Annotated in this window: 14 protein-coding genes and 1 tRNA gene; 9 read left to right on the top strand and 6 right to left on the bottom strand. The window is 53.8% G+C overall.

Annotated features, from left to right (window positions below):
- The first annotated feature begins 91 nt into the window (after positions 1–91).
- The 4 genes from M1D91_RS01895 to M1D91_RS01880 all read left to right on the top strand — a co-directional run bounded on the left by M1D91_RS01895 (position 92) and on the right by M1D91_RS01880 (position 4,152).
- Positions 92–1,393 carry an anaerobic C4-dicarboxylate transporter gene (locus M1D91_RS01895; protein ID WP_437432116.1) on the top strand — a complete coding sequence of 434 codons (1,302 nt, stop codon included), beginning with the start codon at positions 92–94 and terminating at the stop codon, positions 1,391–1,393.
- An 81-nt stretch (positions 1,394–1,474) separates the two neighbouring features.
- Positions 1,475–1,798, top strand: a complete 324-nt coding sequence (gene cutA, locus M1D91_RS01890) for a divalent cation tolerance protein CutA (protein ID WP_437432117.1) — start codon at positions 1,475–1,477, stop codon at positions 1,796–1,798.
- The gene (locus M1D91_RS01885) at positions 1,774–3,528 is read left to right on the top strand and encodes a protein-disulfide reductase DsbD (protein WP_437432118.1); all 1,755 of its coding nucleotides are present in this window, start codon (positions 1,774–1,776) and stop codon (positions 3,526–3,528) included. The genes cutA and M1D91_RS01885 overlap by 25 nt, the downstream gene beginning before the upstream one ends.
- Positions 3,529–3,576: 48 nt before the next feature.
- Positions 3,577–4,152 (top strand): transcriptional regulator, encoded by a 576-nt coding sequence (locus M1D91_RS01880; protein ID WP_437432119.1) that lies wholly within the window; start codon positions 3,577–3,579, stop codon positions 4,150–4,152.
- On the opposite strand, the gene M1D91_RS01875 is transcribed toward M1D91_RS01880, so the two are convergent.
- Entirely contained in the window at positions 4,153–4,725 is a 573-nt protein-coding gene (locus M1D91_RS01875; protein WP_437432176.1) for a LysE family translocator, read from the bottom strand.
- Positions 4,726–4,793: 68 nt separating this feature from the next.
- The gene (locus M1D91_RS01870; RefSeq protein ID WP_437432120.1) at positions 4,794–5,639 is read right to left on the bottom strand and encodes an AraC family ligand binding domain-containing protein; all 846 of its coding nucleotides are present in this window, start codon (positions 5,637–5,639) and stop codon (positions 4,794–4,796) included.
- A gap of 182 nt (positions 5,640–5,821) precedes the next feature.
- On the opposite strand from M1D91_RS01870, the gene M1D91_RS01865 reads away from it, so the two are divergent.
- Together M1D91_RS01865 and M1D91_RS01860 are read left to right on the top strand one after the other, a co-directional pair.
- Positions 5,822–5,897, top strand: a tRNA-Phe gene (locus M1D91_RS01865).
- Positions 5,898–6,512: 615 nt separating this feature from the next.
- The gene (locus tag M1D91_RS01860; protein ID WP_437432121.1) at positions 6,513–6,878 is read left to right on the top strand and encodes a 5-carboxymethyl-2-hydroxymuconate Delta-isomerase; all 366 of its coding nucleotides are present in this window, start codon (positions 6,513–6,515) and stop codon (positions 6,876–6,878) included.
- Here M1D91_RS01860 and M1D91_RS01855 read toward each other — a convergent pair whose 3' ends face one another.
- Positions 6,879–7,718 (bottom strand): alpha/beta hydrolase, encoded by an 840-nt coding sequence (locus tag M1D91_RS01855; protein ID WP_437432122.1) that lies wholly within the window; start codon positions 7,716–7,718, stop codon positions 6,879–6,881.
- Positions 7,719–7,917: 199 nt separating this feature from the next.
- On the opposite strand from M1D91_RS01855, the gene M1D91_RS01850 reads away from it, so the two are divergent.
- Positions 7,918–10,842: an autotransporter family protein gene (locus M1D91_RS01850; protein WP_437432123.1), complete on the top strand. Its 2,925-nt coding sequence runs from the start codon at positions 7,918–7,920 to the stop codon at positions 10,840–10,842.
- A 129-nt stretch (positions 10,843–10,971) separates the two neighbouring features.
- Complete coding sequence (locus M1D91_RS01845; RefSeq protein WP_437432124.1) at positions 10,972–11,934, top strand: nickel/cobalt transporter; 963 nt, start codon at positions 10,972–10,974, stop codon at positions 11,932–11,934.
- 40 nt (positions 11,935–11,974) lie between these two features.
- Here the strand turns inward: M1D91_RS01845 and proP are convergent, their stop codons facing one another.
- On the bottom strand, positions 11,975–13,477 hold the full coding sequence (gene proP, locus M1D91_RS01840; protein WP_437432125.1) for a glycine betaine/L-proline transporter ProP: 1,503 nt from the start codon (positions 13,475–13,477) through the stop codon (positions 11,975–11,977).
- 703 nt (positions 13,478–14,180) lie between these two features.
- On the opposite strand from proP, the gene kdgT reads away from it, so the two are divergent.
- Complete coding sequence (gene kdgT, locus M1D91_RS01835) at positions 14,181–15,179, top strand: 2-keto-3-deoxygluconate transporter (RefSeq protein WP_437432126.1); 999 nt, start codon at positions 14,181–14,183, stop codon at positions 15,177–15,179.
- 178 nt (positions 15,180–15,357) lie between these two features.
- Here kdgT and M1D91_RS01830 read toward each other — a convergent pair whose 3' ends face one another.
- Positions 15,358–16,236: a diguanylate cyclase regulator RdcB family protein gene (locus M1D91_RS01830; RefSeq protein WP_437432127.1), complete on the bottom strand. Its 879-nt coding sequence runs from the start codon at positions 16,234–16,236 to the stop codon at positions 15,358–15,360.
- Complete coding sequence (crfC, locus tag M1D91_RS01825; RefSeq protein WP_437432128.1) at positions 16,233–18,587, bottom strand: clamp-binding protein CrfC; 2,355 nt, start codon at positions 18,585–18,587, stop codon at positions 16,233–16,235. Before crfC ends, M1D91_RS01830 begins: the two co-directional genes overlap by 4 nt.
- Positions 18,588–18,648 lie beyond the last annotated feature (61 nt).

Genomic DNA, 18,648 nt, shown 5'->3' with positions numbered 1-18,648 from the left:
CTAAAGCCTGAAGGCACGTCAGCAGACGTGCCTTTTTTTTGGCCTTCAGTAGAAAAAATTCAATCTCACTTCATCAACAAGGAAGGCATTTATGTTTGCTGCAGAACTTGTACTCGTCCTGCTTGCCATTTACCTGGGGGCCAGACTCGGCGGCATCGGCATTGGTTTTGCCGGTGGCTTCGGCGTGCTTATACTCACCCTCTTCTTTCAAATCAAACCTGGCGCAATACCCTTTGACGTCATTGAAATCATCATGGCCGTTATCGCCTCCATCGCCGCCATGCAGGTGGCAGGGGGGATGGACTACCTCGTAAGCCTGGCGGAACGTATGCTAAGGCGGCACCCGAAATACATCACCTTTCTCGCCCCGCTGGTTACCTGGTTTATGACGATTCTGGCGGGCACCGGGCATACAGCGTTCTCCACGCTGCCGGTGATTACGGAAGTGGCAAAAGAGCAGGGCATTCGCCCGTCACGCCCGCTTTCCATTGCCGTGGTGGCCTCGCAAATTGCGATCACCGCCTCACCTATCTCCGCCGCCGTGGTCTTCTTTGCCGGGATCCTGGAGCCGCTGGGGGTGAGCTACCTGACGCTGCTGGCTATCTGTATCCCGGTGACGCTGATCGCCGTGATGCTGACGGCTGTCGTGTGTAACTTTCTCGGTACGGAGCTTAAGGATGATCCGGTTTACCAGGAGCGTCTGGCGAAGGGCGAAGTCAAACTGCGTGGCAGTCAGGCATTCGAGCTTAAGCCACACGCCAAACGTTCCGTGCTGCTCTTCCTGATCGGTATTGTGGCAGTGATGTTTTATGCCACTGCCATCAGTGACACCGTGGGTCTGATTAAGAACCCGGTACTGCCGCGTAACGAAGCGATCGTGGTCTTTATGCTGACCATCGCGACGTTGATTAGCATGACCTGTAAAATCGATACCGGCGACATTCTCAACGCCAGTACCTTTAAATCCGGCATGAGCGCCTGCGTCTGCGTTCTGGGTGTCGCCTGGCTGGGTGATACCTTCGTGAAAGCGCACATTACCGACATTCAGACAGTAGCAGGCGATCTGCTGCATAATTACCCGTGGCTACTGGCCGTTGTACTCTTCTTTGCTTCAACGCTGCTCTATTCTCAGGCCGCTACCACCAAGGCGCTTATGCCTGCGGCGCTGTTGCTGGGGGTAAGCCCGTTGACGGCGGTGGCCTCTTTTGCGGCGGTGTCAGCGCTTTTTGTCCTGCCGACTTACCCGACGTTACTGGCTGCCGTCGAGATGGACGACACCGGTTCAACCCGCATTGGCAAGTATGTGTTTAACCATGCTTTTCTTATCCCGGGGGTCATCGCCATTTCGCTCTGCGTGCTGCTCGGCTTTGTGATTGGCGGCATCCTGATGTAAATCTTATTAAAACCGGGCCGTGCTGCGGCCCGATTTTTTTACGCGTGGTATAGTCCTCTTTTCGCGAAGAAGAGGTTAACGATGAACACGCCCGACGCTGTTGTTGTACTCTGCACTGCTCCGGATGAGGCCACCGCCCAGGAGCTGGCGGCAAAAGTTCTGGCCGATAAACACGCCGCCTGCGTGACGATCCTCCCCGGTGCGACCTCCCTCTATTACTGGGAGGGAAAGCTCGAACAGGAGTACGAAGTCCAGCTGCTGCTGAAAAGCGACGCTGCTCATCTCGAAGGCCTCTTCGCCTGCATTAAAGCGCATCATCCTTACCAGACCCCAGAATTGCTCGCTATACCGGTTACTCACGGAGACTTTGACTACCTCTCATGGCTCAACGCATCTTTACGCTGATTCTGCTGCTATGCAGTACCCCTGCCCTCGCCGGGCTGTTTGACGCGCCCGGAGGGTCGAATTTTGTGCCTGCGGATCGGGCATTTGTATTCGATTTCCAACAGCAGGCGCAGGATCTCTCGCTGAACTGGCAGATCAAAGAGGGCTACTACCTCTATCGCCAGCAGATAAAAGTCACGCCTGCGCAGGCGGACGTTGGCCCGCTCTCGCTGCCCGCCGGCGAGTCCCATGAGGATGAGTTTTTCGGTAAGAGTGAGATTTACCGCCAGCGGTTAAACCTGCCGGTCACGATTAACCAGGCGGCAGAGGGCGCGACGCTGACGGTTACTTACCAGGGCTGTGCCGACGCCGGGTTCTGCTACCCACCGGAAACCAAAGTGATTCCGCTAAGTGAGGTTCGCCCTCACCCTGACCCTCTCCCCCAGGAGAGGGAACAAACACGCGCTGAAGCTGACATTCCCCCTCTCCCCTCGGGCGAGAGGGCCGGGGTGAGGGGCGATGACACCCAAAACTCAGACGCACTGCCCTTCTCTGCGCTCTGGGCACTGCTTATCGGCATCGGTGTCGCCTTTACGCCGTGCGTGCTGCCGATGTACCCGCTGATTTCCGGCATCGTGCTTGGCGGTAAACAGCGTCTCTCCACGGCGCGAGCCCTCATGCTGGCATTCATCTACGTTCAGGGGATGGCGCTGACTTACACCGCGCTCGGTCTGGTGGTCGCCGCCGCCGGGCTTCAGTTCCAGGCTGCACTTCAACATCCTTACGTGCTGATTGGCCTGTCCGTGGTCTTTATTCTGCTGGCGCTGTCGATGTTTGGCCTGTTCTCCCTGCAATTGCCCTCGTCCCTGCAAACACGCCTGACACTCTTGAGCAATCGCCAGCAGGGCGGCTCGCCGGGCGGTGTTTTCGCCATGGGTGCCATTGCCGGGCTTATCTGCTCCCCCTGTACCACCGCGCCACTGAGTGCCATCCTGCTCTATATTGCCCAGAGCGGTAATCTGTGGCTCGGTGGCGGCACGCTCTACCTCTATGCGCTGGGCATGGGGTTGCCACTGATTCTGGTGACGGTGTTTGGCAACCGGCTGCTGCCCAAAAGCGGGCCGTGGATGGCGCAGGTCAAAATCGCCTTTGGCTTTGTGATCCTTGCCTTGCCGGTGTTCCTGCTGGAGCGTGTGCTGGGTGACGACTGGGGGCTGCGTCTCTGGTCGCTGCTCGGCGTCGCTTTCTTCGCCTGGGCGTTTATTTCAAGCCTCGGGGCCACCCGCCCGGTAATGCGTATCTTCCAGATTCTCCTGCTCGGCGCCGCCCTGGTCAGCGCGCGTCCGTTACAGGACTGGGCATTTGGGCAACCCGTTACTGAAAGTCAGGCGCATCTGCCCTTTACCACTATCAAAACCGTCGACGACCTCAATCAGGCGCTGGCGCAGGCGAACGGCCGCCCGGTCATGCTGGATCTTTATGCTGACTGGTGCGTGGCCTGTAAAGAGTTCGAGAAGTACACCTTTAGCGATAAACAGGTACAAACAGCCTTGCAGAACACGCTGCTTCTGCAAGCCGATGTGACACGCAATACCGCGCAGGATAAAGCCCTGCTGCAACATTTACAGGTGCTGGGTTTGCCCACCATTGTATTTTTCGATGCAGAGGGCAAGGAGCATCCGGCGCAGCGCGTGACAGGATTTATGGATGCCAGCGCCTTCGCCGCGCATTTGCGCAATCTGGCCCCATAAACAACACTTGGGGGGGGAAGCTGGCTTATGAAGACGGAGGAGTTCACCGTGCAACGTGAAGATGTTTTAAATGAAACGCTTCAACTTTTTGAATTGAAAGGAATTGCTGATACAAAGCCCGAGATGGTGGCCGAGCGCGTTGATTATCCTCTGGAGACGTTTCAGCGGTTCTGGCCGGATAAAGAGGCCCTGTTTTATGATGCATTGCGCCATCTCAGCCAGCAGGTGGACGCCTGGCGCAGGCAGCTTCTGCTCAACGAAGCGCTGACGACGGAGCAAAAGCTACTGGCCCGCTACGGTGCGTTAACCGAGTGTGTGAGCAACAACCGCTATCCGGGCTGTTTGTTCATTGCCGCGTGCACGTTTTATCCGGACCGCGATCATCCTGTCCACCAGCTGGCTGAGCAGCAAAAGCAAGCAGCCTTCGCCTTCACGCATGACCTGCTAAGGCAACTGGATGTGGACGACCCGACGATGGTTGCCAAACAGATGGAGCTGGTGCTGGAAGGCTGCCTGAGCCGGATGTTGGTTAATCGCAGCCAGGCGGATGTGGATACGGCACATCGGCTGGCGGAAGATATTCTGCGCTTTGCCTGCTGCCGGGCAGGCGGTGCCTTGACCTGATCAGCCGACAAACCCCATCCAGGCCGATAGCAACAGACACAGCGCCATTACCCGCTGAAAAATAATCAGTGATGTCGCCGTACGAAACAGTCGGTTAACCGCTTTGCCAAGCAGCGTCCAGGCGCACAGACAAAGCAGGGAAATGACCAGAAAGCTCAGCGACAGCAGCGACACATCCCGCAGTGGGTGTGCGCCCGCTGGCGCGAACAGGCTTACGATCGCCAGCGCCATCATCCAGGTTTTCGGATTAATGAGCTGCAACATGGCCGCAGATCGCCCGCTAAACGGCGCCCCGGCATTGCCGTGCAAACTGGCCGGCGGCGCGGTAAACAACTGCCAGCTCATCCAGCTTAGCCAGAGGGCGCCCGCCCAGCTCATGGCCTCGCGTATCAGCGGGTGGTCACGCAGTATTTCCCCTGCCCCCGCGCCGGAAATAAACACAATCAGGCTCGCCGCCACGCAGGCCCCCATCACCGCAGGCAGGGTCGCCTTAACGCCATAGCGCTGGCTGCTGGTGAGAATCAAAATGTTAGTTGGGCCGGGGGTTATCGACGCCACAAAGGCAAAAAGCATAAACGGCAGGTAAGTGTAGAAAGTATGCACAGTCGGGACTCCTTATTCTCCGTACTGTGACTGTCGCGCTATTTACTGACACCGTCTGGAAGATTTGTGCAGAGTTTTCGGTAATGGGCGGGGGAGAGGCGATAAGCACGCTGGAACCAGCGCCCGAGGTGGCTTTGATCGGCAAACCCCAGCGCGGCCGCCACGCTCGCGGGCTGCTCTCCCCGTGCCAGCCTGCTGCGGGCATTGGCCAGCCGCAGTTGAATAAGCCAGGCATGGGGCGAAAGGTGGAACTCACGTTTAAAGCAACGCGTCAGGGTGAAGCGATCGGTACCCGTCTCCCGCGCCAGATCCGACAGGCCGATATTTTCCCCTATATGCGCGTGCAAATAATCACGTGCACGATGCGCCACTGCGGCGCTTTGCAACTGCGACGGCAGGCGCTTTCGCCATTGGGTATGCCGGGTAAGCTGGCCAAGCAGATTGTCCATCGCACTTTGCTGCACGATCCGCATCTCTTCGCTATGCAGAGAATAAAACGTTTGCGAAATAGCCCTGGCGAGCAGCGGCTCGCGCGCCATCGTGCGAGAAAAATGGAGCGAGTAGCTGGAAGGCACCGAGTCGTATAATCCACGCAATGTTGAGTTCAACCACCCTTCATCAAGGTAGAACGTCAGGTAGGTAAAGCCCCCTTCCACCGGCGCGTCGCCATCATGAATCTCGCCAGGTTCCAGCAAGAATGCGTCACCCGGCACGCTGCGATGGCGTTCACGGCGGCAATGAAACTCCTGCGTGCCGCTCAGGGTAATACCGACAAGATAGCTATCGTGCCAGTGCGGATCGTACGCGTGCCCCTCAAAGTGCGCACGAATGGTTTCAATACCGGTATCAGCATGTTGCCGTAGCTCCAGCCAGTCATTTGCCATATTGCCTCCGCTATCCTCGTGAACAGCATGGCCTGCCCGCGCAGAAAAAATCTGGAAGATTTGTGCAGCACGCCGCTATTTGGCGCAGAATCGCTCAGACTGCCGTAAAGTTGAGCAACTGAACAGCATTTTTTGAAATAGAGTTGACGCCTTACAGCGATTAAGGTTTAATGCGCCCCGTTGCCCGGATAGCTCAGTCGGTAGAGCAGGGGATTGAAAATCCCCGTGTCCTTGGTTCGATTCCGAGTCCGGGCACCACTTATTCAGAGAACCCAGCCTATGGCTGGGTTTTTGCTTTTAGAGATGCGGACTCTCCATCGAACTCCGTTCGATTATTCGCCGCAAGCGACTCACCCCTTCGGGGCCAGCGCGACACACGCGCTGTTCAACGCCTCCGGCGTTAGTCCGAGTCCGGGCACCACTTATTCAGAGAACCCAGCCTATGGCTGGGTTTTTGCTTTTAGAGATGCGGACTCTCCATCGAACTCCGTTCGATTATTCGCCGCAAGCGACTCACCCCTTCGGGGCCAGCGCGACACACGCGCTGTTCAACGCCTCCGGCGTTAGTCCGAGTCCGGGCACCACTTATTCAGAGAACCCAGCCTATGGCTGGGTTTTTGCTTTTGGTTTTCTCCCTCTCCCTGAGGGCTGAGGGATCCCCACAAAAAAATGCGAGCACGATCGGTCCCCTCTCCCTTGAGGGAGAGGGTTAGGGTGAGGGGGAAAATGCGACAGCTTATCTCCCGATTGCGCCCCTTCGGCATTTGCCCACATCTCATTCCTGCTACCCGATTATCCATTCCCCTACCCTCGCTTGCTTTCACGCCACCACCTGACGTATACATAAAGGCCTGTTTCTTACAGGGAAATCTCATGCCTAATATTCTCATGCACTACACCGCCAATCTGCCTGCACAGGATAAACTCGAAACCTTTGCGCAAAAGATACACACTCTGCTCGCACCCGTTGTGGTCACCGACGTCGGCAATTTCAAAACTTTCTTTATTCCCGTATCCCGTTACGTCTCAGGTGCAGGCATTGCACACAAAGCCTTCCTGCAAATTGATTTTCGCATGCTGCCGGGGCGTAGCGCGGAGGTGAAAAAAGCCGCTGCGGATATCGTGCTGGCGCTGGCGGCTGAACACTTCTCCGTCGAGGATGGCGTAGAGACCAGCATCACCATTGAGATTGGCGAGATCGATAAAGAGAACTACCACAAAGTGATCGTTAACCCGTAATCACTGACACTTCGGCAGCGTCGCCAGCAATACCGGCCAGCGCGCTGCCCAGTCTGAACCATGCTCCATGCCCGTAACCTCCACGATCTGAACACATCGCTTACCGGCCACCTGCTGAAATCGTCTTGCCACTAACGTTGGGACCGTGGTGTCGTCGGTGCCACTGAAATGTACCTGCGGCAGGGTTGAAAGTTGTGCGGCGACGTCTATTGCGCTGCGCGACTCAGGCATTGGCGTGACATGATGTAACGCATTGACGTAAGCAACATCCAGATTTCCGGCAACCGTGCGCAATGAACGGACATCATGGCGACGTGCTGCAAGCAACGCAGCGAGGGTTGCCCCGCCTGAATACCCCACCAGCTCTAATTGCACCCCCGGATAACGATTAGCAAATATTGTGAGCGCTTCATTCATCGCGCTGACCACTTCAGGCGCAAAGCGTTTGTCCGTCCACCACGTTGTGGTACAAACGGCAGCCATAGGAAGATCAGTGAACTGGCAAGGGCGGGCCAGATAAAGGACATTGGGCGACGGATCCGCTGCTGCGAGTTTTAATCCTACCGGGTTACGCGGTGTCGGGTCATCTGAAGGGGTTGAGCGATTAACCCAGGCGAAACCATCACCTTCAATATAAACCCGCAAAATGTTAACAGGGGCTAAAGTTTTACTTAAGGCGCGTAGCACAAATGTCTTAGTTTGTAAATTTTCACTGGTTAGACCAGTAGTTTTTGTGAGCGCACCAAGATTATCCTGACGAGTGGTAGTACCACATCCGCTTAATAAAAAAACCATAGCAATCAACAAATGACTTACTTTCTCTCCACATTTATTACGCATTAAGCCTTCTCTTTGCAGGGTTTTATCGTGCATAAAACGGCATTTATAAAGCGTATAGTGATGCTTAAACATCATTTAGCACGGATTGTGTTTTTTGCAACCAAATGTATATTCTGCACTTGGATAAATATCAGACGAATCTGAGATCCAATTTCACCAACACCAGGAATCTTTTAAAAATATAACGCAACGGTACATCATGAAGAAATTAAGAATCGGCCAGCATGGTTCATTGCTGGTGGCACTCACCTCTGCGCAAGGATTGCTGGCGACTTATGCTCACGCCATTACAACGAATGAAACTATTAGCACAGCAGTTAGTACAAGTCGTGAAATTTCATTTACTTTCGATAATTTAGATATTACCAACCAGGGTTCATTGATTGCTTCTGGATTTTCTGCAATCCAGGTAACTTACGATGGTAACCTCAATTATTTAAATAATGCGGGCACGATTTCCGGCACCAGTGGATATTCGGTCTATAACGCTGGCACTATCGGCACGATTGCGAACAGCGGCACGATTGCGAACGCCAGCACCTATGGGGCTGTCTACCTGGAAAACGGCAGTCAGACTGACCTCATCAGCAACAGCGGACTGATTGGCGACGCCAGCAGCAGCAACTATGGATACGCCATTCATAACTATGGCTATATCAACACGCTGAATAACAAAGCCGATGGCACTATTATTGGTGCTATGGGTTTGTATAACAACGGATATATCTACCAGGTCGAAAACGCCGGTACCATTTCCAATAATAATAATGGTCACTCAGGTGACAGTGCTATTTTTAACGAAGGCAGCATTGATACCATTGTTAACACCGGAACTATCTCTTCCAATTACAGTAATGGCCTGGTCGGCGGCAGCGTCGCCATTCGAAACTATGGCAACATTGGCACACTGATCAACAGCGGAACCATCAGCAGCAATTATTTCGGCATTTTAAGCGACAGCACGCAATATAATGCCATTGGCGAGATCATTAATAGCGGGCTAATTAAAGCGCCGCAGGCCATATATACCTATAATAACAATAGCTTTAGTGACGCTATAAAGATTACCAACAGCGGAACCATCGCCGGTAATATTTATAATTATGGTGCAACGCCGATCGTTATCGCTGGCAGCAGTGACGGGCAAGGTCTACTGACAGGTTATAATCCAGGCGCAACCGGGTATATCTTTACCAATGGCGGGAACGTGACCTTCAGTTCAGGTTCGTTACTGTTGAACAACCATGTTTATGCCTCGGGTGGCACGGTCCTTAACGACGCGGCACGTCTCCAGGTGAATGCGCCGCTTATCATTTATGGCAATTATCACCAGAATGCCACCGGCTCCCTGATTCTGGGCGTCAGTGACGGTGCTAATGCCTCGGAAGATACAACGACGGCCTCTGGCTACGGTCGTCTTACGGTGAACGGTGCTGCAACCATCGACCAGGGTTCCCACATCTCGCTGGCACGTACAGGCAATACTTACTCGTTTGCCACCGGTCAGCGCTATGTGGTTATCAGCGCAAACAGTGCCGATACCCAGTACAACGCCAGCAGCCTGAATTATAAAGCCGTGGGTTACAACGGTGCCGTGAAAGGAACGGAAGTTAACGACGGCACGCGCAGTGCGTTAGTGCTGAGTCTGGAAGAGGCACCGGTTATCGTTACGCCTCCGCAGACATCTCAGCCAACACCGGTGACCCCAGAACCTGTTACGGTTCCTCCTGTTACCACCACCCCGACATCACCGGTGGTTGTCACCACCCCGACATCACCGGTGGTTGTCACCACCCCGACATCACCGGTGGTTGTCACCCCGGTAACGACGGCACCGACCACGACTGTACCAAAAACACCTGCCGTGGTGACGCCGGTTGTTGTCACGCCCGTCGATGCGACGCCAGTGGTTGCGCCCCCTGCTGTTGTGACACCGATTGCCGCAACGCCAGCACAGCCGCAAGCGGAGCCGGTAAAACCAGGCCTGAAAAATTGGGCTACCACGGAGGGTGCGACGTCAACATTGACCGGCCTGACGCAGTATTCCGGTATTTCTCCGCAACTGTTGGAGCTGTATAACGCCTCACTGGCCATCAACGGTACCTCTGAGGCAAACCGTGTTGGTGAGCAACTCTCCTCCAGCCAGAACATCAATGCCAGTACTGCCACCGGCACCGCAGTCACCAAAGCGATGAGTATTGTCGGTAACCACATGAACACGGCGCGTAATCCGCAAACCGCGGGCATGAGCGGCATCTCTACCGGTGATGCCTGGGATGAGTGGGCCTTCTGGGGTCAACCGTTTGGTGGCTTTGCCCGTCAGGACAGCTCTCGTGAAGTCAGCGGTTATAAAGCGAAGTTCGGCGGTCTGCTGCTGGGTGCCGATCGTGCCCTGGGTGACAACTGGCGTGCCGGTGCGGCCGTGAACTATAGCAACACCTCCGTTCACGGTACCGGCAACCTGAACAATGATCGCTCGACTGCCGATAACTACGGTGTGATTGGTTATGCCGGTTACACGGGCAACCCGTGGTACCTGAACCTCTCTGCCGGTGTGAACCGTCAAAACTACGCGTCGACGCGTAATGCCGACTTTACTGGCTTCTCTGGTCGTGCAAATGGCAAGTTCAATGGTCAGTCCGTGACGCTGCAAACTGAGCTGGGCTACCCACTACAGCTTCCTGCCGACGTCGTACTGACGCCGATGGCGACGCTCACTTATGGTTATCAGCATATTGATGGCTACAAAGAGAGCGGCGGTAATGGTATGGCACTGAATGTCGGCAGCAGCCACAATCAGTCGGTAACCAGCGATATCGGTGCCCGCGTAGAGAAGACTTTTGATACGCGTCTCGGCAAACTGACCCCGTTCGTGCAAGCGTCCTGGATTCATCAGTATGACGATCGTCAGATGAGCAGCACGGCGACCTTTGGTGCCGATACCCTTGGCGAAACGCAGTTTACGACCAAAGGTGCCGCGCCGGTGAAAGACATGGCCGGGATCGCTATCGGCAGCACCTTGTATAACGCGAAGGACCTTACCCTTGATGCGCGTTACGATCTGCAGGCAGGCGAGCGTTACCAGGCGCATACCTTTAGTTTACGTCTGCGCAAAACCTTCTGATCCCCTCATGCGGGAGCCATTTGGCTCCCGTTTTTATTGCTCACGCCTGTTCGCCATCGCCGGTTCTCTGGAGCGAACCCAAAGCAGCACCTATACTGCCCTTATGGTCTCCCCATCCCGCCTGACACTATGACGACGCAAACCCTGACCCGCCCCTGGCGCGTACCGGGCGCCATCGCGCTGGTAATGCTTGTTATCTTCGCCGCCGTGGCCTTGCATACCCATTGGGCCGAGTTTTTGCAGTGGTGTCTGAACGCGCAAATCACGCTGCATCGTTACCTGGTGATGTATTTGCTCCAGCTTAATAATCATCAGTACACCGGAGGAATCTGGCTCCTGTCAGGCGCCTTCTTTTATGGCGTACTCCATGCCATTGGGCCGGGGCACGGCAAATTCATTGTGACGACCTGGATGACGACCAATCAAGAGAGTCAGACTGCCGCTCGCGTGATTCCCTTTCTGGGCAGCCTGATGCAGGGCGTCAGCGCGATTCTGTTTGTCTTCATTCTGGCGGTAGGGTTCAACCTTGCCTCTGGCGATCTCAGTCAAAGCCGCTGGTATGTGGAGAAAATCAGTGCCGTGATGATTGGCGGCTTCGGCTGCTGGCTTATCTGGCAGGCGGCGAGGCGTTTAAAACCGAAAAAACGGCAAATCACAGCGTTACGGCCACTTGCCGGGGAACATGCCCATCACATGGACTGCGGCTGTGGGCAACACGGTGTCGGCGTCAGTACGCAGGGCGACTGGAAAACGCGTCTCGGGGTGATTCTGGCCATCGGTGCTCGCCCATGCAGTGGGGCCATCATGATCTTGTTGTTCTCTAATGCGCTGGGGATCGTGAGCTGGGGAATGGCGGCCGTGATGACGATGTCGTTCGGCACGGCGCTGTCTATTATGGGCCTGTCGCTGGCCGTCCGTTACGCCCGTAATAGCACCGCGACATTCTTCAGCCGGGAGTCCGGGCAATTCCCCTGGCTACTTTCGGCAGTGCGTCTTGCCGGTGGCGTGGCATTACTGCTTTTTGCGGTGGTGCTCTTCTTAACCGTGATTCCGGTCAGTGCCAACGGCGACTACATTGCTGCCGGGTGCTAATAGATAAAGAAAAGCCCGGTTCTCACCGGGCTTTATTCACTTACTCGTCAATCTTCGGATGCTGCTGAACAAGCCGGGTGCGCTTCTTCTGCAGTTCTGCGATCTCTTGATCAATATCCTCGATTTTCTGTTCGATATTGTCGTGATGCTCTTGCAGGATCTCTCTGGCTTCCTGAATATCCGATGCCGCAGGCGTTGCCCCTTTCAACGGTTTATTGGCCGTCTCTTTCATCGTGATACCAGTTATCAGGCCCACTACCGCAACCACCATCAGATAATAGGCTGGCATCATTAGATCGGAGGTGGTTTCGACCATCCAGGCCGTCAGCGTTGGGGTGAGACCCGCAATCAGAATGGAGATATTAAAGGCACTGGCCAGCGCACTGTAACGAAGGTGCGTCGGGAACATCGCCGGAAGCGTAGAGGCCATGACACCGGTGAAGCAGTTGAGCACCACCGCCAGCATCAGCAAACCCGCAAAAATCAGGCCGATAACGTTACTGTTAATCAACAGGAACGCCGGAATGGCGAGCACAAAGAGCGCCACGCTGCCGAACAAGACGAAAGGACGTCGGCCAAAGCGGTCGCTCAGAAGCCCCATCATCGGCTGAACAAACAGCATACCCATCATGATAGCGATGATAATCAGCACGCCATGATCTTCAGAGTAATGCAGGTTATGAGACAGATAGCTCGGCATGTAGGTCAGGAGCATGTAGTAGGTGACGTTAGTTGCAATCACCAGACCGATACAGGTCAGCAGGCTACGCCAGTGTTTCGTTGCAATCTCTTTAAAGGAGACTTTCGGCCCTTCCTGTAATCCCTGACGATCGCCCTGTTCCAGTTTATCCACATGCTGCTGGAACGCCGGGGTCTCTTCGAGCGCATGGCGGAGATAAAGACCAATAATGCCGAGCGGCAAGGCCAGGAAGAATGGAATACGCCAGCCCCAGTCCAGGAAGTTCTGTTCGCCGACAATCGTGGAAAGCAGAACCACAACACCTGCCCCTAATACGAAGCCCGCAATAGAACCGAAGTCCAGCCAGCTTCCTAAAAAGCCGCGACGTCTGTCCGGGGAATACTCCGCCACAAAAATAGATGCACCGGTATATTCTCCGCCCACCGAAAAGCCCTGCGCCATCTTACAAAGCAGCAGCAGGATGGGTGCCCATATGCCGATGGATTCATACGAGGGAATCAGGCCAATACAGAATGTACTGACGGACATAATAACAATGGTGATAGCGAGAATTTTCTGACGCCCGTATTTGTCACCGAGCATCCCGAAGAATAACCCGCCGAGCGGACGAATAAGGAACGGTACAGAGAAGGTACCTAACGCTGCAATCATCTGTACGCTGGGATCGGCATCAGGGAAAAACACTTTGCCGAGGGCGTAAGCCACAAAACCATATACCCCGAAGTCAAACCACTCCATCGCATTACCCAGCGATGCAGCGGTAATAGCCTTGCGTAATTTCCCATCATCTATAATGGTTACATCGCGCAAAGTGATGGGTTTAACTTTTTTCCTTTTTAACATAGTTTCCTCTTTTGACTTTCGCCCATTACCGCCCGGCTTTATTCCACATTAACGCCAGGCGTATTACGCCGCATCTTGCAGCGTCCTTATTCAAGCGTAGCAGGTTTACTTACACGGGCTGGTCACAGCCTGTACAACCGAACCTGTTGACGCCTGCTGGGGCAGTTAACGATTTATTTTTACCCTAACAGGATTTAAAAACGTGATCAACTTCACATAAAGTTGCCGTGTGAAGCACGGCACAATTCCAGCAATCTGAACCTTTTTTTATCGAAACTACGTTTTACTTAACGGGAAATTACGTTCAATAAAAATAAGATGTTCCTGACGCATAGCAAAACATGAAACCAAATAACTGTGGTGATTATTACTTTGCTAGCAGTATTTACCCTCTGATTCTTTACAAGCCATTTACAGCCAATCTAATTATTGGAGCCTTTAGAAATCTTTACACGGAATATGTGATGAAGATAACTAAAACATTGTTTTATTTTCATTGAATCAATATTCCATTGATCGCATCATACGCCCAGATATGTTGCCACCAGAGATAAACAGATTTATAGCCTGCTCCTCTCATCAGCCGCATCGGCGGAAATGTGCCAGGGGCGATAAAACTCTGCGGGCTTAACCCTTTGAATTTATGAAAGTTAACTTCTGGTTTTTCTCGGTCATTCCATATGATGAGAAGTGAGGATTTATTATGAAGATCAAAGCCACCATTGAACGAATCCCTGGCGGGATGATGTTGATACCTCTGCTCCTTGGGGCAATCTTAAATACCCTTGCCCCGAATACAGGCGCTTATTTTGGCTCCTTCACCAAAGGGATGATTAGCGGTACGGTTCCAATTCTGGCTGTCTGGTTCTTCTGTATTGGCGCATCCATTGACCTGCGCGCAACCGGTACGGTTTTGCGTAAATCCGGCACGCTGGTGGTGACAAAAATCGCCGTCGCCTGGCTTGTGGCTATGATTGCCGCCTCCTTTATTCCTGAAGGTGGAATTCAGACCGGCTTCTTTGCAGGCATCTCCGTTCTGGCTATCGTCTCCGCTATGGACATGACAAATGGTGGCCTCTATGCCAGCCTGATGAACCAGTACGGTACGAAAGAAGAATCGGGCGCCTTCGTCCTGATGTCGCTGGAGTCCGGCCCGTTGATGACAATGGTGATTCTGGGCTCCGCAGGGCTGGCCTCTTTTGAACCTCACCATTTTATCGGCGCGGTGCTGCCGTTCCTCATCGGCTTTGCACTGGGTAACCTGGACCACGATCTTCGCGCCTTCTTTAGCAAAGCCACACCGGTTCTGATTCCATTCTTTGGCTTTGCACTGGGTAATACCATTAACCTGAGCGTCATTCTCGATACAGGTTTACTCGGTATCTTCCTGGGTGTTGCGGTCATCATCATCACCGGCATCCCGTTGATCATTGCTGACAAAGTCATCGGCGGCGGTAACGGCACAGCGGGTATAGCAGCCTCATCTGCCGCAGGGGCCGCGGTTGCAAACCCGGTTATCATCGCCCAGATTAACCCGGCGTTTGAGCCGGTCGCCGCTTCCGCCACTGCACTGGTGGCCGCCAGTGTGATTGTGACCGCGATTCTGGTGCCGATTATTACCGCACTTTATGCAAGACGCTTCGGCAACGTTCCGGTTGCCGATAAAGCGGCAGAAAAGCCCGTCGAATCTGCGGGGCACTGATCTCGCTCGCCGCTAGTGTCAGGTAGTTGATTTACGCAAAAGAGGACCTTTTCACCCGGTGGAAAGGTTCTTTTTGCTGTCAGGGAGGCATGATGGGGGAACGCTTCTTTTACTTCCTGTCAGGCAGCTGCATCCTGCAATTAACCATCAAGGTTGGTTAATTGCAGGGCACATCTTTTTACTCGCCAAATATCTCATCCACCATTGCCCCCGCCAGGCGGGTGGCTGAGCAGAGTCTTGGCATACCCAGCGCCACGGTCTGCCAGCTTTGGGTCACCGACCAGCAAATGGGATGACGCTCCGCATCACTCCAGTCGCCTAACCAGCCCAGCAAATCCTTGTAATCCATTATTCCCGGTGTGGCAGGGGTGGTCAGCCACTGGTGATAAAAGTGCCGCGTGGAGGGGGAGGCGTTAATACCTTGTGCCAGAAAATCCGCTGCCATTGCGCGCAGGTTATCTTTCAGCATTGAAGCAACTTCACTGCTTGCCAGGCGGCAGGCATCACCAAATGCTCCCCAACGCAGCTCCTCCAGCGCCACATAGCAACGCCCGGCCATTGACCAGCCGTTATAATTACCGGCGCGCCAGCGGGTAAAAATCTGTTCGCTGTGATGACCGGCCTGCACCGTCAGGCCGCGCTGGGTCAGGGCTTTCTCTTTCCAGCCAGCTCGCTGACTGAAATGCTCAATCATCTCATCATATTGTGGCAGACCACTGCCCGTGCCGTTAACCGGCCGTCGCTCTGTCTGCTGTAAGGCGATTAAACGCTGGGTAATACGCGTCAGCGCAAGATGGCCGGGGTCGAGCATACTGGCCAGTTTTTCCGCCAGACCCAGTCGAAGGGTATCATTTTCATTCAGCACCCCGGACATCGCCCACGGGCGTAATTGCGTTTGCGCCATGACTTCCTGCGTCAACCGCTCACGAAACAACTGCTGTTGGGGCACAATCTGGCTCTGCCGGGGCGCATCAACGCCCTGCACCAGATCGACGATGAACTTGGGATGAATACACTCCAGTGTCCGCCCGGGCCCTTCCAGTAGTCGATTTTTCATGGTTGTTCTGCCGCGAATAGAGTTTGAATATCATCGCGTAACAGGCGTGCATCTTCCTGAATCCAGTGGGCAGTCTTGATGCATTGTTGTAGATGCTGTCGCAAGGCCTGCACTGAAGATTCGTTTTGTTGACGTATCGCCAGACTGTCACGCAAACTTTCTTGTAGTCCCTCGAGACTCAACGAGAATTCGGCAAAGAACGTTGCCATTCCGGCCGTAACAGAAACATCGACCTGCGCGGCTAAAGCTTTACGAATTTGTTCACAAAAATGAGCGACATGCTGAGTGAGCTTCTGCTGTAAGGAGGCCACATCAATGACGTAACGGGTGCGGGTTACCACATAATCATCCCAGCCCCAGCCCGGATTGTTCAACCAGCGCGACACCGTCTCACGCACGCTCCCTGCACGGGGAAGCTGCCCCGCCGGCGTATCTTCTGACGCAATCGCATTATTGAAAAGCTGGCGGGTATTAAAGTTAAGCGCACTGGGCTGAAACGCCGGAAAACTAATGCGCGCACGGAATCCCGCGTGGCTCAACTCTTCTTTGATACGCATCTCAATAGGGCGCATGGCATCGTTCAGGGAACGAGTGAGGGTGTTTTCCAGCTGGTCAAAACGCAGCGCCAGCTCACGGCTGATTTTCTCTTGCGCCGCCAGTAAGATAGATTCACAGGATGAGCGCATTTTACTGAGTACGTTCTGCGCCTGCCCTTCATCTTCCAGCACCAGTTGCCCTGCGGAGAACTCTGCGTCAAGACGCAAATTCACCCGGTTTTCCTTCACCATATGCATCAGTTCGCCATCACGGAACCAGGCATCAATAGCCGCGATAATCTCAATCTGCTGGTCGTAAATGAACTGGTTAGCAGCCACCAGCGCCTCATCAACCTCATGATCGATTTCATCACTGACGCTTACCTGGCAGCTCTGGAGAAGGGCCATATCTTCTTCCAGACGGGCAATATTATGCTCCAGATTCTCAAAGGCCACGGTCAGACCCTGATAGCGAAAATCGAGATATTCACGCGCACTCTGGGCGTAATTGAGGAGTTTGTGTGACGCCGAACGCAGGGCAAACAACGAGGCATTCGCATGCGCTGCATGAAGGAGTTTGCGGATAGGCTGCTCAAAGAGTGAGTCTTTCCATAACAGCTCAGCGGCATGGTGAATATGGTCTACATCATCCAGGTCTGCGGTGCGCCAGCGTCTGCCCAGTGCGGCTTCGGCAAAATCCTGTACCCAGGGCTGATCGTCCGGATCGGGCAATTTACCGCGATGCTTGATCTCATGGCGGGCGCGGTTTGCCAGGTAGCCCCACATAGACGAGACCGGGAAAATCTGCGAAGGGTTAATATGCCCCTTCATTAACGTCCCGGAAATCAGCGCGCGAACCTGATCCTCATCGTCGCTATTACGATCTTTCTGATCAAATTTGTTAACCAGCGCATAAAGTGGCACTGACCGACCGACGGCAGAAACAGCATGACGGACTTCTTCGTCAGAGACTGATTTAAGCTGGGTATAATCCATCACCGCCAGCACCGCTGACGCTCGCGCCAGCTGTTCACTGAGCATTTTTTGCAGGTGTGGTTGCCCCGCTTCGTTCGGCCCCGGTGTATCCAGTAACGTCAGTTGACCGACGGCATTTTCCAGACCAGCCAGATGGACAAACTCCACCTCAATAACAGGGATATTTTCTACGGACGCGTAAGCAGAAAAAGGAAAATCGACGTCGAGTGCCTTCGATAACCGCACCAGATCATTAAGACTTTTTAAACAGTGGAAAATGGGCTGTGCACCCAAATAATGTTTATCAAATGCATCGCCCTGCGTAATACGGTCGAGCAGCGCACTCATGTCCTTGTCAACTTCCAGTCTTTGCGCCAATTTTTCACGATCGAAATTAAACAGTCGGGTTTGTAATTGTTGTGTCAGGGCATCGATAGGGCCGACATGGGCAAAATGTAACACGGGTTCTTTCTGCCCCGGCGTATGACGAATCAATGTAGGTAATGCAGTCATAGGACGGTTGCGGTTCGGCAGCACTTCCGTCCCGACAATGGCATTAATGGTGGTCGACTTCCCGGCCTTCATGGTGCCGACAATGGCTAATACCATCTCCAGACGGGTAATTTTACGCAATTCATTGTGCAGGGTGGCTTGCTGCGTTTCGATTCCACGCGTACTGAAATGTAAGGGTAATACATTGGTGTTTTCTGCTTTTTTACCAGGAGCTACATCATCAAGCGTGGCTAATGGCAACGTCTTCAGGGCCTGCAGGTTATGCAATGAGAGCTGCAAAAGCCTCTCTGCTTCCTGGCTTAATTCGAAAATCGTTTGTGTGTGCATATAAAAGTCTTTCCTTAACGCAAATTTCTTACTTTTATTAAGCCGCAATGTTTTATTTGTG

Source organism: Enterobacter sp. SA197, assembly GCF_054131575.1.
The sequence above is the reverse complement of the archived record's forward strand: the minus strand, read 5'-3'. Positions and strand labels throughout refer to the sequence as shown.

Excerpts from the sequence above, each read along its gene's own strand:
- M1D91_RS01895 (WP_437432116.1), top strand. The coding sequence starts at position 92 with ATGTTTGCTGCAGAACTTGTACTCGTCCTGCTTGCCATTTACCTGGGG.
- cutA (WP_437432117.1), top strand. The coding sequence starts at position 1,475 with ATGAACACGCCCGACGCTGTTGTTGTACTCTGCACTGCTCCGGATGAG.
- M1D91_RS01885 (WP_437432118.1), top strand. The coding sequence starts at position 1,774 with ATGGCTCAACGCATCTTTACGCTGATTCTGCTGCTATGCAGTACCCCT.
- M1D91_RS01875 (WP_437432176.1), bottom strand. The coding sequence starts at position 4,725 with ATGCTTTTTGCCTTTGTGGCGTCGATAACCCCCGGCCCAACTAACATT.
- M1D91_RS01870 (WP_437432120.1), bottom strand. The coding sequence starts at position 5,639 with ATGGCAAATGACTGGCTGGAGCTACGGCAACATGCTGATACCGGTATT.
- M1D91_RS01860 (WP_437432121.1), top strand. The coding sequence starts at position 6,513 with ATGCCTAATATTCTCATGCACTACACCGCCAATCTGCCTGCACAGGAT.
- M1D91_RS01855 (WP_437432122.1), bottom strand. The coding sequence starts at position 7,718 with ATGCGTAATAAATGTGGAGAGAAAGTAAGTCATTTGTTGATTGCTATG.
- M1D91_RS01850 (WP_437432123.1), top strand. The coding sequence starts at position 7,918 with ATGAAGAAATTAAGAATCGGCCAGCATGGTTCATTGCTGGTGGCACTC.
- M1D91_RS01845 (WP_437432124.1), top strand. The coding sequence starts at position 10,972 with ATGACGACGCAAACCCTGACCCGCCCCTGGCGCGTACCGGGCGCCATC.
- proP (WP_437432125.1), bottom strand. The coding sequence starts at position 13,477 with ATGTTAAAAAGGAAAAAAGTTAAACCCATCACTTTGCGCGATGTAACC.
- kdgT (WP_437432126.1), top strand. The coding sequence starts at position 14,181 with ATGAAGATCAAAGCCACCATTGAACGAATCCCTGGCGGGATGATGTTG.
- M1D91_RS01830 (WP_437432127.1), bottom strand. The coding sequence starts at position 16,236 with ATGAAAAATCGACTACTGGAAGGGCCCGGGCGGACACTGGAGTGTATT.
- crfC (WP_437432128.1), bottom strand. The coding sequence starts at position 18,587 with ATGCACACACAAACGATTTTCGAATTAAGCCAGGAAGCAGAGAGGCTT.